The following is a 12,939-nucleotide window of genomic DNA, read 5'->3' as shown; positions in this document are numbered from 1 at the left end:
ATGCAAAATCGCGCCACCTCACGCCACTTGCCCCGGGAATCCGCGGAATAACAGGGGATCGAGCGACATGAATCGGCAAATCCCGGATATTTGCGGCATGTGTTGTGTGTCACCAACGGCAGAACCTGCGCCGCTTTGACTCTCCCGGGGAGCGTCTCTAAGATGGTGCGAGTGCTGAGCGCGATTGGCGCAGTGGTAGCGCGCTTCGTTCACACCGAAGAGGTCACTGGTTCGAACCCAGTATCGCGCACGATATTCGCTCTGGACTGCGTGGAATAGGCCCCCGATCGGAAGCTTCCGGTTGGGGGCCTTTTCCATGAGCCTTGATGGATCTTCCCCGAGCCCTCATGAATCCATGGGGCCGACCTGGCGGCCCATGGCGGCCCATGGCGGTTCCCTGGAGCCCCATGGTGCCTCGGCGAGGCCAGGCGTCGTGTGACATGCGCGAGGCGTCAATGCACGGGACGGAGGTCGTCGGGCGGCAGACTGGCTGAAGGCGGGGCCCACGCCCCAGGCCGCGATCCGCGGCGAGCCAGGCCGCGATCCGCGGCGAGCCAGGCCGCGTTCCGCGGCGAGCCAGGCCGCGATCCGCGGCACCCCAGGCCGCGTTCCGCGGCGAGCACATCGCAATGCAGAAGGACGATTTCGAGGACATGACCCAGCCGAGGCTTGCAACCCAGACCGAGCACGGGCGCATGTACGCGCGGTCGGTCGGCGGGGAGCCCGAGGTTCCTTCGATCACCACCGTCATTGGGCAGTACGCACAGGACCTCGGTGGCTGGCACGGATACATGGCGGCCAAAGCGGCCCTCGAAGACGACCGGGCCATGCGAGCGTCCCGTTCGGTCGGCCTCAAGCACGCGGTCATCAGGGACGCTGCGGCCGCGGCGGAACGCTACCGGGACCAGGCGGCCGCCCGAGGGGACCGGGTCCACAATTACTGCGAAAACGTTGCCCTGCGTGCGATGGGCATGGATCACGCCGTCGACGACTCCCGGGAAGAGCTGAGGCAGTACGGCGAGTCCGCCTGGGCCGACCGATTCGACGAATGGTGGGATCTGTACGCGCCGGAGCCTCTGGCCGCCGAAGTCACCATTTGGAACCGCACGGTCGGCTACGCGGGGACCCTGGACCTGGTGGCCAAGATCGGCGGACGCGTCTGCATCATCGATTACAAGACCAAGGGGACGGACCGCAAGAACCGGGTCAAGCCCCTGGACACGAAGGTCATCATGCAGCTGGTGGCCGGGGTCAAGGCCGAAGAGGCCCTGGCGGATCCGGACACGGGGCACTGGGTCGACTGGGAGTTCGGTGACGCACCGGTCCTGCTCGGCGTGGCCCTCGGGGAGACCGAGGTCAAACCCCAGCAAGCCAATCCGGATCTTCTCAAACACAACTGGTTCAAGTTCTGCGCTCTCCGTAAGGTATGGGAGTATCACCGGTCGGTCGACGCGGCCCTCGAAGAGAGTTCGCTCCAGCCTCTGATGCCCGTGGTTCCGCCGCCGCCCAGGATCCACATGCCCGAACAAGACGCCAGCTAGTCGCCAGGAGAAAAATTTCATGACCGTTCTGTCCGTGCGCACGATCGGCGACCCCGTTCTCCGCACCGTGTGCGAGCCCGTCACGGAGTTCGACGCCGATCTCTCTCGGCTGATCGACGACATGGTCGAGACCATGTTCGACATCGACGGGGTCGGACTTGCCGGCCCGCAGGTCGGCGTCTCGCTCCGGCTGTTCACCTACGGCATCGACGGCCCTGACGGCGAGGTCGGCCACGTGATCAACCCCGTCCTCGAGATCGGCGAGGAACCGCAGGAAGGCGGCGAGGGGTGTCTGTCCGTGCCCGGGCTGAGCGGCGAGACCCCACGCAGAAACTGGGCGAGGGTCACTGGCGTGGACCGTGACAACCGACCGGTCGAGGTCGAGGCCGAAGGTCTTCTGGCCCGGTGCCTCCAGCACGAGACGGACCACCTGGACGGCAGACTCTATATCGATCGCATGGTCGGCGAGGAGCGGAAGAAGGCCATGCGCGCGATCCGCGCCGCCGACTACAACGACGTCTCCGCCGGGGTGCAGCGCCAACGCGCCGGCAACGTCTCGAGCGGATTCGGGGCCGGCGCTTCCTTCGGCCGGACCGCCGGTTCCGCACCGGGGGCGGCATTCGGTGGGGGAGCACGCTGATGCGAGTGCTCTTTGCCGGAACGCCGGAGACTGCCGTCGGCCCCCTGAACGCCCTGGTGGACGCGGGACTGGACGTCGTCGGCGTCCTGACGAGGCAGGACGCGCCGCTGGGACGGAAGAGGATCATGACGGCCTCGCCGGTCGCCCAGCGGGCCGAGGCCCTGGGTCTTCCGGTGGTCAAGGCAAATAGGTACGACGACGCCGCGCACGCCGCCGTCGCCGACCTGGCACCGGACGTTGCGGGAGTCGTGGCCTATGGTGCGATCCTTCCGCGCAGAGCCATCGACCTGCTTCCCTACGGGTGGATCAACCTGCACTTCTCGGTCCTGCCTCAGTGGCGCGGCGCCGCGCCCGTCCAGAGGGCGCTCATGGCCGGCGAACGCGAGCTCGGGGCCTCGACCTTCCTGATCGAGGAAGGTCTCGACACGGGTCCCGTGTACGGAACCATTCTCCACAAGGTAGGGGATGAGGACACCGCCGGAACCATGCTCGACTCACTGTCTGCGAGCGGCGGATCGCTCCTGGCAGAGACTCTTCGCGACATCGAGAACGGCCGGGCGAGGCCGGCGGAGCAGACCGGCGAGCCGACCTTCGCCCCGAAACTGTCCATCGAGGACGGACGCATCGATTGGAACCAGCCCGCGGCGGACATCGAGGCACACGTCCGCGGGACGACCCCGGAGCCCGGGGCGTGGACGCTTCTGGCGGGCCAAAGGGTCAAGATGCAAGGCGTGTACCCGGTCGATTCGCGGGCGCCGTCGGACTCCGCCGCCCCGGGGACGGCCAGATCGGAGGGCCGGCGGGTTCTGGTGGCCTGCGGCGACGGCGAAGTGCTCGTCGAGCGCATTCAGCCCGCCGGGAAAAAGATGATGAACGCGGCCGACTGGGCTCGTGGAGCAGGACGAATCGATCAGGAGACCGTGATCTTCGAATGAGTGACAACTTCAACCGACGCGGACAGCGGAACGAAAACTCCGGCGGGAGGAATTCGCGGCGCAACGCCCAGGGGCGCGAGAGAAACAGGAAGTCCCAGGGCAGACGGGATTTCTCGGCCTCGGTGCCCAGCGCGCGGCGTCGCGTCGCGGACCCGGATCGCCTGGTCGCTTTCGAGGTCATGCAAGCGGTCGACAACCAGGATTCCTACGCGAACCTCGTGCTTCCACAGACCATTCGGAAGCATCGTCTGGACCGGCGCGACGCCGCCTTCGCGACGGAACTGGCCTACGGGACGTTGCGCGAACGTGGAACCTATGACGCGATCCTGTCCCGGTGTCTCGACCGTCCTCTCGAGAAAACCGATCCGAAAATCCTCAATGCGTTGCGTCTCGGGGCCCACCAGATTCTCGGCATGAGGGTCCCGAACCATGCCGCGCTGAACCAGACCGTCGGCCTGGCACGCGGCGTCATCGGGGCCGGGCCGTCGACCATGGTCAACGCCGTGCTGCGCCGGGTGAGCGAGAAGAGCCGCGAAGAATGGATGGACGAGCTCACCGCCGACCTGACCGACGACATCAAGAGGATGTCGATCGAAGAATCCCACCCGGTGTGGATCGTGCGGGCGTTCCGTCAGGCGCTCGCCGCCCACGGGCGCGTACCCACGGAGATCCAGGATCTGCTCGCCGCGGACAACGAGAGCCCGTCCGTGCACCTGGTGGCCCTGCCCGGCATCGGTGACCTGGGGGAGGCGCTGGACAACGACGCCGTCCCGGGCCAACTCGTCGAAGGCTCCGCGGTCTACAGCCACGGCGACCTGGGCCGTCTCGAGTCGGTGCGATCTGGCCGGGTCCGGGCCCAGGACGTCGGGTCGCAGCTCGTTGCTCGGGCCCTTGCCGGCGTCGGGATCGAGGGGTCCGACCAAGCGTGGCTCGATCTGTGCGCGGGGCCCGGCGGCAAAGCGGCACTGATGGGTGCCCTCGCGGTCGAGCGAAATGCGGAACTGGTGGCCAACGAGTCGGCCAAGCACAGGGCGGACCTGGTCTCCCACGCCCTGGAGCCCCTCCCGAAGAGCGCCTTCACGGTGATGACCGGGGACGGCAGAAAGATCCGGGAGAACATCATGGACGCCGACCTGCCGGAGAATATCGGGCTCGCGGTCGAGGCCTTCGGCGAGGACGGAGACGTCTTCGACCGTGTCATGGTCGATGCTCCCTGCTCGGGGCTGGGAGCGTTGCGTCGTCGTCCCGAGGCGAGGTGGAGGAAGAAACCGGGCGACGTCGCCGACCTTCTGCCCCTGCAGCTCGAACTCACCCAAGCCGCCATCTCGGTCACGCGGCCCGGAGGCGTCGTCGCCTACGTGACGTGCTCGCCCCACCCGGCAGAAACGCAGAACATTCTGCTCGACGTCCTCGACGGGGGTGAGGTCGAGTTGCTGGACACCGCTGCCGCCGTGCGGTCGGTTGCCCTCCCGGGCGTTCTCGAGGGCGACGCCGATCCCGGCACCGCAGTCCCAGGAGTCGAACCGGCCGAAGGCCAGGAGGCAGCAACGACGGTTCAGCTCTGGCCGCACGTTCACGGAACCGACGCGATGTTCATGGCTCTGCTGCGGAAGAAGTAGAGCGGGGCCGCCCTATAGGCTGGAGTCGTACCGTTCAGCCGTCCAGGGCCGGTCGAGACCCGAAGCGACGCGTCGACAGGAGGACCCGTGAGCCATCTCCACATCAACCCCTCGATTCTTTCCGCCGATTTCTCCAGGCTGGGGGATGAGCTGCGGGCGATCACGGATGCCGACGCGGCACACATCGATGTGATGGACAATCATTTCGTGCCGAATCTGACGTGGGGGCCTCCCGTGGTCGAACGCCTGCACGAGATCTCTCCCATCCCTTTCGATGTGCATCTCATGATCGAGGACGCCGATCGCTGGGCGCCGCGGTATGCGGAGATCGGGTGCGAATCGGTGACTTTCCACGCCGAGGCCGCCATAGCACCGATCAAACTCGCGAGGGAGCTGAGGGCCCAGGGCTCCAGGGCGGGAATGGCGTTGCGCCCGGCCACGCCGGTGGAACCGTATCTGGACATGCTCGAGGAACTCGACCTGCTGCTCATCATGACGGTCGAACCCGGCTTCGGCGGCCAGAAATTCCTCGACCTGACCCTTCCCAAGCTTCGCCGTGCGGCCGAGGCCGTCCGGGGAAGCGGAGCCTCGGTGGCCCTGCAGGTCGACGGCGGGGTGTCCGAGGAGACGATCGGTCGGGCGGCCGAAGCCGGGGCCAATGTTTTCGTGGCGGGATCCTCCGTCTACGGCGCCGACGATCCGGCCGCGGCGATCGAGGGATTGCGCTCCGTTGCGGAGCGTGCCGCCGAGAATTCGACGCGAATCACAAATATGCCATAATCGTTGTCACGCAATCGTGCTCCGGGGGTCGGTGAAATTCCGAACCGGCGGTCATAGTCCGCGACCCACAGCGCACTCGAATGAATTCGGGGCCTGCGGCCGAACCGGCGAAATTCCGGTACCGACAGTACAGTCTGGATAAAGGCGCACGAGCAGAACGCGGCACATGCCGTGGGCGGTCGGACCGAATCGGCACCGACCATCCGCAGACGATGTCGTACGTTGTGTTCTCCCCGGAGCCTCCGCAGCTCGGAAGGAGAACAGTGAACATCCTGCGGTGGCTCTTCGACGCTCAGCTGACCATTGGTGGAGGCTTCATCCTCTGGCGAGAGGTCCTGGGCAATTTCTTCGGCCTCGCGTCCGCCCTGGGCGGCATGCGACGCAAGGTCTGGGCGTGGCCGATCGGAATCATCGGCAACCTGCTCCTCTTCACCGTCTTTCTCGGAGCCGTGTTCGGTTCTCCCAATCCCGTGAATCTCCTCGGCCAGGCCGGTCGGCAGGTCATGTTCATCATCGTCTCCGTGTACGGCTGGTATCAGTGGAAGGCAGCCACCTCGCGCGGCGACGCGGCGGTCTCTCCCCGGTGGGCCACCTGGAAGGAACGGCTGATCCTGCTCGTCGCCCTGTTCGGCGGCACCGCCGTCCTGACCCCCGTGTTCAGGGCTCTCGGATCCTACGAGCCCGTGTGGTCCGACGCCTGGATCTTCGTGGGTTCGCTCCTGGCGACCTGGGGCATGGCCCGCGGGTGGGTCGAGTTCTGGCTGATCTGGGTCGCCGTCGACGCCGTGGGAGTGCCCCTTCTCTTCTCTGCCGGCTACTACGCCTCGGGCCTGATGTACCTGTTCTACGGCTGCTTCACCCTGACCGGTTTCTTCGTCTGGTGGCGCACTCGAAATCGCCAACGTCGAGTCCAGGTCGAGACGCGCTTCCCTGACCCCACGGTCGAAGTCACCGAAGGGAAACGGAAATGACGCCCGAATTCGATGCCCGTGACGAGTCCGCGATGGACGCGGCTCTCGACGCCGCCCTGCGCGGGCCCCGAGGCGCCAATCCTTTGGTCGGGGCGGTGCTCACCGACGAAACGGGACGGATACTGCACACGGGCCGACACATGGGAAGCGGAACCCCGCACGCGGAGGTCGATCTCATCGCGGCGGCCCAATCGGCCGGTACGGATCTGCGCGGGACCACGTTGTACGTGACGCTCGAACCGTGCCATCACACGGGCAGGACAGGGCCCTGCTCCCAAGCGATTCTCGAGGCCGGGATCCGTTCGGTGGTGTGCGCGACCGCGGACACGACCGAGACCGCTGCCGGAGGCGCCCGATTTCTCGCGGCCAACGGCGTGGACGTCCGGTCGGGACTGCGCGCCGACCGTGCTCGCAGGATGAACGCGCGCTGGTGGGCGTGCCAGGAAGAGGGCCGCCCCTTCGTGACCGCCAAGATCGCGGCGACGCAGGACGGCGTCGTCGCCGCCGAGGACGGAACGAGCCAGTGGATCACGGGGCCGGAAGCACGCGCCCACGGCCACAGGCTCCGCGCCAGGGCGGACACGATCATGGTCGGTACGGGAACCGCGCTCACCGACAATCCTCGGCTCACGGCCCGTGGACCCGATGGTGCGGCCCTGCCCGAGCAACCTCGCCGGGCCGTCATGGGCCTGAGGCGACTTCCTGCTGGGGCCGCACTCGATGACGGAGAAGAAGCCCTCCGGCTCCCGACCCGTTCGCCACGCGAGGCCCTGGACCGTCTCGCCAGGGAATACTCACGGCACGTGCTGATCGAAGGCGGCCCCGGAATCGTTTCGGCCTTCCTTGCCGAAGGTCTCGTCGATGAGCTCTATTGGTACACCGCCCCGAAACTTCTCGGTTGCGGGCGACGCGCGATCGCGCAGCTGGGCGCGACGACCCTCTCCGACGCGTTGCCCCTGACCGTCGACCCTGCCGGGGCGGAAGCGGACGCAACAACCCACGGCATCGGCCTCCTGGGCCAGGACACACTCACCCATCTCGCCACCGAGCCCGCTCCGGCGACCGAAAGAAAGTAGTAGCCATGTTCACCGGAATCATCGAATCCTTGGGAACGGTCGAAGCCATCGACAGGCAGGCCGATTCTGCTGTGCTCCGCGTCCGGGCCGGCGACCTGGCCTCGGACCTGCCCGCCGGGGGATCCCTCGCCGTCAACGGCGTCTGCCTGACCGCGACGGGAACGCACACAGGGGACGGACTCTTCGTTGCCGACGTCATCGGCGAGACCCTGGACCGCACCAACTTGGGCGAACTGGGCGAAGGATCCCGAGTCAACCTGGAAAGATGCCTGCCCGCCAACGGGCGGTTCGACGGCCACATCGTCCAAGGACACGTGGATGCGACCGGCGCCATCCTGTCCATCGAGGAACACCCCGAGTGGTCCGTGATTCGCGTGGCCGTGCCGGAAGACCTCGCGCCCCAGATCGCCGAAAAGGGTTCCATCGCCGTCGACGGGATCTCACTGACCGTCACCGCGGTCAGCGCGCCCGCCGACCCGTTCGCCTGGTTCGAGATCGGCGTCATACCGACCACGCTCCGGGCGACGACGCTCGGAACCGCGCAACCGGGAGACACGGTCAATCTCGAAACCGACGCCGTGGCCAAGTACCTCCTGCGCGCCCGTGACTTCGACCTGACGCGATCGCAGAACGCCGTATCCGTCCCGGAGTCTCCGGGGCACGCGAACGGCAGCTTCGACTCCATCGACGACGCCATCCGGAGCATCGCCGCGGGCGGCCTCGCCGTCGTCGTGGATGACGAGGACCGCGAGAACGAGGGAGACCTCATCGGGGCCGCAGCGCTCGCGGACCCCGCGCGTCTGGGATTCATGGTCAGGTACTCCTCCGGAGTGGTGTGCGCACCGATGACGGGCGAACGAGCCGACGCCCTGGACCTGCCGCCCATGGTCGCCACCAACGAGGACCCCAAGGCCACCGCATACACGATCACCTGCGATGCCGCCCACGGAATCGACACCGGAATCAGCGCCCAGGACCGAGCAAAAACCTTGAACGTGCTGGCAGGATCATCATCGACCGCCGCGGATCTCACCCGTCCCGGCCACATCCTTCCGTTGCGCGCCGTCGAGGGCGGTGTCCGGGCACGAGCCGGACACACGGAAGCCGCGGTCGAACTCGTGCGGCTCGCGGGGCTCCCGGAGGTCGGCTACATCGCGGAAATCATTCACGACGACGGAACGCTGATGCGCTTCGACGACCTGCGGGCCTTCGCCGACCTGCACGGCCTGCCCATGATCTCGATCGAGACGCTCGCCGAACGGTTGGCCCAACTCGACGACGAGAGCGCCGATGCCGAATGACCACTGCCCACTCAGACCCCGACGAGCCCGTCGACTCCTCGCAGCCCGTGGTGGTGCCCACCCCGCAGGGCAACTTCAGCATGAGGGCATGGTCCTTCCCCGACGGTCACGAGCTTATGAGCGCGACCGCGCTGGACGACACCGGTCAGGCGATCGACGCCGACAACCCGGCACCGCTCGTCCGGATCCACTCGGAATGCCTGACCGGCGACGTCTTCGGATCCCTCAGATGTGACTGCGGACCGCAACTGCACCAGGGCCTCGACCAGATCTCCGCGCGCGGCGGAACCTTGATCTACGTCAAGGGGCACGAGGGCCGGGGCATCGGGTTGGTCAACAAGCTGAAGGCCTATCGACTCCAGGACGACGGCCTCGACACGGTCGACGCCAACCTCGCCCTCGGCTTCCAGGCCGATGGCCGCGCCTACCGCCAGGCCGCGCGTGTCCTGCGCGAACTGGGCATCACCACCCTGCGGCTGATCACCAACAATCCCGCCAAGGCCGAGGCTCTGACCGAACTGGGCCTCGTCGTCGGATCCTTGGAACCGGACGAAATTTCCCCGCGCAAGGAGAACGCGCGCTACCTGGCCACCAAGCGAGACCGGATGCATCACCGCCTGGTCCTCGTGCCGGTGGAGACAGACCAGGACGAACCGACGCCGCGCGGACCCGTGGACGCCGTGTCGTCGGACGATCCCAACACCAACCAACCGACTACCGACTGAGGAGACATCATGAGTGGAATCGGAGCCCCAACCACCGAACTGGGACAGCTGCCGACCGAGGGACTGAGAATTGCCGTTGTCGCGGCATCATGGCACGAGCAGGTCATGGACGGCCTGGTCGATGGGGCGCGCAGAGCGCTCGCGGACGCATCGATCGAGGACGCCGCGACGATCGTTCGTGTTCCGGGATCCTTCGAACTCCCGGTGGCCGCGAAGCGCCTGGCCGAGACCCATGACGCCGTCGTTGCGCTCGGCGTCGTGGTCCGTGGCGGAACCCCGCATTTCGACTACGTCTGCGATGCGGCGACGGCCGGACTGACCCAAGTCAGCGTCGAGACTGGTACACCCGTCGGTTTCGGCGTCCTGACCTGCGACGACGACGAGCAGGCGCTTGATCGGGCCGGTTTGGAGGGGTCCAGCGAGGACAAAGGCTACGAAGCCACGGTCGCCGCGATCCAGACGGCGGTAACACTCGCTCATGTCGGAGGGTCCCGGGGTAACCTGGGCGGGTGAAAACCTTCGAAGACCTGTTCTCTGAACTGACCACCAAAGCCACCGATCGGCCGGCGGGTTCCAAGACCGTCGCCGAGCTCGATTCCGGGATCCATGGGATCGGCAAGAAGGTGGTCGAGGAAGCCGCTGAGGTCTGGATGGCCGGCGAGTACCAGACCGACGACGAGCTCTCCGAGGAGATCTCGCAGTTGATCTATCATCTTCAGGTCCTGATGATCGCGCGCGGTCTCACCCCGGAAGACGTCTACAAGTTTCTCTGACCCGACCTGACCCCGGACTCGTCCGGGTCCTCCCCGGAACCAAAGGATTTTCATGCTGCGAATTGCCGTGCCCAACAAGGGGGCACTCTCCCAGGCCGCCCAGACCATGCTCTCGGAAGCGGGATACCTCCAGCGGCGCGAGAGCCGCGAACTGGCGATCGTCGATGAGGAGAACCAGGTCGAGTTCTTCTATCTCCGGCCGCGTGACATCGCTGTCTACGTGGGGCACGGAACCCTGGACGTGGGCATCACGGGCCGGGATCTGCTCCTGGACTCCGAGGCCGACGCCGAAGAGGCGCTCGGGCTGGACTTCGCTCGTTCGACCTTCCACTTCGCCGGCCCGACCGGGCGCTTCACCTCGCCGGAGGAGTTGCAGGGCAAGCGGGTGGCAACGAGCTACTCGAACCTGGTGCGCAACTACCTCAAGGAACAGAGGATCGACGCCGAGGTGGTCCGACTGGACGGGGCCATCGAGTCATCCATCCGGCTCGGAGTGGCCGATGCCATCGCCGACGTCGTCGAGACCGGCAACACGATGCGGGCCGCAGGGCTGGAGACCTTCGGTGATCCGATCATGCGCTCGGAGGCTTTGCTCATCAAGAGGCGTGGGCTCGAGGACGGTGCGAGCCTCGAGGTGCTCGGTCGCCGCCTGCGCGGGGTACTGGTCGCGCGACAGTACGTGCTGATGGATTTCGACGTGAGCGAGGAGAATCTCGAGGCGGCGACCGCGATCACGCCGGGCCTCGAGGCGCCGACCGTCTCGCCCCTGCAGCGCGAGGGCTGGTACGCGGTGCGGTCCATGGTCCCGAAGCGTTCGACCAACCAGCTGATGGACAGTCTGTACGAAGCCGGAGCGCGGGCCATCCTGGTGTCGCCGATCGGTGCGGCCCGACTCTGACGCGCGGGACGCCTCTCGAAAGGAAAGCACGATGAGCGTAGCTGTGCGAGTGATTCCCTGCCTGGACGTCGACGCCGGGCGGGTGGTCAAGGGCGTGAACTTCGAGGGTCTCCGCGATGCGGGTGACCCGGTGGAGCTGGCCAAACGGTACGACGCCGCCGGCGCCGACGAACTGACTTTTCTCGACGTCACGGCGTCGTCCTCGGACCGGGAGACCACCTACGACATCGTCGCCCGAACGGCCGAGGAAGTCTTCATCCCGTTGACCGTCGGTGGGGGAGTGCGCACCGCCGAGGACGTCGACCGGCTGTTGCGTGCGGGCGCCGACAAGGCGTCGATCAACACCGCGGCCATCAACCGACCCGAGGTCATCAACGAGATCGCGGAGAGGTTCGGAAACCAGGTTCTGGTCCTGTCCGTCGATGCCAAGCGCACGGACAACACGGCCTCCGGTTTCGAGGTCACGACCCACGGAGGACGTCGCTCAACCGGGATCGACGCGCTCGACTGGGCGTCCGAGGCGGCCGAGCGCGGCGTCGGCGAGATCCTTCTCAACTCGATCGACGCCGACGGAACCCGTGACGGTTTCGACCTGGAGATGATTCGTGCGGTGCGCGGCGTCGTCGGCATTCCGCTGATCGCCTCCGGCGGCGCGGGCGAACCGGCTCACTTTCCGGACGCCGTCAGGGCGGGCGCCGATGCGGTGCTTGCGGCGTCGATCTTCCACTTCGGCCCCGACACTGCGATTCGCGACGTCAAGACCGCCATTCGCGAGGCCGGGTTCCCCGTGCGCTGACCCTGCGCGCGGATCGGTGGACGGGTTCGGCGCCCGGGCCCGGGGTGGGTACCGAGCCCGGGGTCGGTGCCTGAGCTCGGGTTCGGTACCCGGAGCCCGGCCTGGGCGCCCGGGGCTGTGCGTCAGTAGCTGATCCGGACGTTCGCGGCCTCACGACGCCCGAAGAGGTACAGCAGAATCTCGAGCGGGGTGCCCGTGATCGTGACGTGCTCACCCGTGCTCGGAGCCTTGACGACCTTCTGAACCAGTCCACTGACTCGCGAGGACGCGGACGGTTCACGCAGAGTCTTCGAGCCGTAGGCGGGTTCGCCGTCGTCGTCGGTCCCGACCACGGTCAGGCCGTCGGGGTAGTCCTTCGCGAACATCTTGCCCTGCGAACCGATGGTCTTCCAGATTCGCTCGTTCTCACCCTCGATCCGCGATTCCGCGCCGTTCATCTCGGTCGAGTCGGGCGAGCCTCGCAGCACGTCCTCGCGGTGGATCACGTATTCGGCGAAGTTCATGCCGTAGTCCACGGTCTCGTTCTTGCGCTGCGGGGCATTGGCCGAACCGAATTTCTCGACCGCCTCCATGTAGGAGCGTCCGTCGGTCAGCTGGCCGGCGAGTTCTTCGGTCTTACGATCCGTGCGCGAGGCGAGCGGCGGAATCACGACGCCGGCCGCGATGTCCGGGCGAGTCTCGCGCAACACCAGGTGCGCAACCATGTGCTCCGTATTCCACCCCTCGCACAGGGTCGGCTTCCCGGGCCCGGTCCTGAGAAGGACGGAGACGAGTTGGTTCCTGAGGTCTGTGATAGCGCTCATGGTGCCAGTCTAAGCGATGCGCAACTGATGAAACCGGCCAGGACCTGGGGCTTTTCCGTGAATGTTTGAGGGGTTGCGGGC

General features: G+C 66.8%; 14 protein-coding genes, 1 tRNA gene and 1 riboswitch. Of the genes, 14 read left to right on the top strand and 1 reads right to left on the bottom strand.

Features of this window, described 5'->3' with window-relative positions; all coding sequences use genetic code 11:
- Nucleotides 1-178: 178 nt before the first annotated feature.
- The 14 genes from EWU68_RS08905 (at nt 179) to hisF (ending at nt 12,055) form a co-directional block, all read left to right on the top strand.
- Nucleotides 179-250 (top strand) — tRNA-Val (locus EWU68_RS08905).
- Between the two features lie 403 nt (nt 251-653).
- The gene (locus EWU68_RS08900) at nt 654-1,541 is read left to right on the top strand and encodes a PD-(D/E)XK nuclease family protein (RefSeq protein ID WP_129315833.1); all 888 of its coding nucleotides are present in this window, start codon (nt 654-656) and stop codon (nt 1,539-1,541) included.
- Nucleotides 1,542-1,560: 19 nt separating this feature from the next.
- A complete protein-coding gene (gene def, locus EWU68_RS08895; RefSeq protein ID WP_129315785.1) occupies nt 1,561-2,181 on the top strand; it encodes a peptide deformylase in 621 nt (206 codons plus the stop codon).
- Entirely contained in the window at nt 2,181-3,116 is a 936-nt protein-coding gene (gene fmt, locus EWU68_RS08890) for a methionyl-tRNA formyltransferase (RefSeq protein WP_129315784.1), read from the top strand. Before def ends, fmt begins: the two co-directional genes overlap by 1 nt.
- Nucleotides 3,113-4,735, top strand: a complete 1,623-nt coding sequence (locus tag EWU68_RS08885) for a transcription antitermination factor NusB (RefSeq protein WP_129315783.1) — start codon at nt 3,113-3,115, stop codon at nt 4,733-4,735. The genes fmt and EWU68_RS08885 overlap by 4 nt, the downstream gene beginning before the upstream one ends.
- A gap of 87 nt (nt 4,736-4,822) precedes the next feature.
- A complete protein-coding gene (gene rpe / locus EWU68_RS08880) occupies nt 4,823-5,515 on the top strand; it encodes a ribulose-phosphate 3-epimerase (RefSeq protein WP_129315782.1) in 693 nt (230 codons plus the stop codon).
- A 13-nt stretch (nt 5,516-5,528) separates the two neighbouring features.
- Nucleotides 5,529-5,668, top strand: a riboswitch (FMN riboswitch).
- A gap of 110 nt (nt 5,669-5,778) precedes the next feature.
- Nucleotides 5,779-6,486 carry a nicotinamide riboside transporter PnuC gene (pnuC, locus tag EWU68_RS08875; protein ID WP_129315781.1) on the top strand — a complete coding sequence of 236 codons (708 nt, stop codon included), beginning with the start codon at nt 5,779-5,781 and terminating at the stop codon, nt 6,484-6,486.
- Nucleotides 6,483-7,562: a bifunctional diaminohydroxyphosphoribosylaminopyrimidine deaminase/5-amino-6-(5-phosphoribosylamino)uracil reductase RibD gene (gene ribD, locus EWU68_RS08870; RefSeq protein ID WP_238692400.1), complete on the top strand. Its 1,080-nt coding sequence runs from the start codon at nt 6,483-6,485 to the stop codon at nt 7,560-7,562. Before pnuC ends, ribD begins: the two co-directional genes overlap by 4 nt.
- A gap of 5 nt (nt 7,563-7,567) precedes the next feature.
- Entirely contained in the window at nt 7,568-8,863 is a 1,296-nt protein-coding gene (locus EWU68_RS08865; protein WP_129315780.1) for a riboflavin synthase, read from the top strand.
- A complete protein-coding gene (locus EWU68_RS08860; protein ID WP_129315779.1) occupies nt 8,860-9,588 on the top strand; it encodes a GTP cyclohydrolase II in 729 nt (242 codons plus the stop codon). Before EWU68_RS08865 ends, EWU68_RS08860 begins: the two co-directional genes overlap by 4 nt.
- 9 nt (nt 9,589-9,597) lie before the next feature.
- Nucleotides 9,598-10,101: a 6,7-dimethyl-8-ribityllumazine synthase gene (gene ribH, locus EWU68_RS08855; protein WP_129315778.1), complete on the top strand. Its 504-nt coding sequence runs from the start codon at nt 9,598-9,600 to the stop codon at nt 10,099-10,101.
- On the top strand, nt 10,098-10,361 hold the full coding sequence (locus EWU68_RS08850; RefSeq protein ID WP_129315777.1) for a phosphoribosyl-ATP diphosphatase: 264 nt from the start codon (nt 10,098-10,100) through the stop codon (nt 10,359-10,361). The genes ribH and EWU68_RS08850 overlap by 4 nt, the downstream gene beginning before the upstream one ends.
- Before the next feature lie 52 nt (nt 10,362-10,413).
- Nucleotides 10,414-11,259, top strand: coding sequence for an ATP phosphoribosyltransferase (gene hisG / locus EWU68_RS08845; RefSeq protein ID WP_129315776.1), 846 nt, complete (start codon nt 10,414-10,416; stop codon nt 11,257-11,259).
- Nucleotides 11,260-11,290: 31 nt separating this feature from the next.
- Nucleotides 11,291-12,055: an imidazole glycerol phosphate synthase subunit HisF gene (gene hisF / locus EWU68_RS08840; protein WP_129315775.1), complete on the top strand. Its 765-nt coding sequence runs from the start codon at nt 11,291-11,293 to the stop codon at nt 12,053-12,055.
- Between the two features lie 122 nt (nt 12,056-12,177).
- Here hisF and EWU68_RS08835 read toward each other — a convergent pair whose 3' ends face one another.
- Complete coding sequence (locus EWU68_RS08835; RefSeq protein WP_129315774.1) at nt 12,178-12,858, bottom strand: hypothetical protein; 681 nt, start codon at nt 12,856-12,858, stop codon at nt 12,178-12,180.
- Between the last annotated feature and the right edge of the window lie 81 nt (nt 12,859-12,939).

The sequence above is a fragment of the Rothia koreensis genome, from assembly GCF_004136575.1.
Lineage (GTDB): Bacteria > Actinomycetota > Actinomycetes > Actinomycetales > Micrococcaceae > Rothia > Rothia koreensis.
This window is presented reverse-complemented; position numbering and strand designations above follow the sequence as displayed.

Coding starts and splice junctions, on each gene's coding strand:
- hisF (WP_129315775.1), top strand. CDS start 11,291: ATGAGCGTAGCTGTGCGAGTGATTCCCTGCCTGGACGTCGACGCCGGG.
- EWU68_RS08865 (WP_129315780.1), top strand. CDS start 7,568: ATGTTCACCGGAATCATCGAATCCTTGGGAACGGTCGAAGCCATCGAC.
- EWU68_RS08900 (WP_129315833.1), top strand. CDS start 654: ATGACCCAGCCGAGGCTTGCAACCCAGACCGAGCACGGGCGCATGTAC.
- def (WP_129315785.1), top strand. CDS start 1,561: ATGACCGTTCTGTCCGTGCGCACGATCGGCGACCCCGTTCTCCGCACC.
- fmt (WP_129315784.1), top strand. CDS start 2,181: ATGCGAGTGCTCTTTGCCGGAACGCCGGAGACTGCCGTCGGCCCCCTG.
- ribH (WP_129315778.1), top strand. CDS start 9,598: ATGAGTGGAATCGGAGCCCCAACCACCGAACTGGGACAGCTGCCGACC.
- hisG (WP_129315776.1), top strand. CDS start 10,414: ATGCTGCGAATTGCCGTGCCCAACAAGGGGGCACTCTCCCAGGCCGCC.
- EWU68_RS08885 (WP_129315783.1), top strand. CDS start 3,113: ATGAGTGACAACTTCAACCGACGCGGACAGCGGAACGAAAACTCCGGC.
- ribD (WP_238692400.1), top strand. CDS start 6,483: ATGACGCCCGAATTCGATGCCCGTGACGAGTCCGCGATGGACGCGGCT.
- EWU68_RS08835 (WP_129315774.1), bottom strand. CDS start 12,858: ATGAGCGCTATCACAGACCTCAGGAACCAACTCGTCTCCGTCCTTCTC.
- EWU68_RS08860 (WP_129315779.1), top strand. CDS start 8,860: ATGACCACTGCCCACTCAGACCCCGACGAGCCCGTCGACTCCTCGCAG.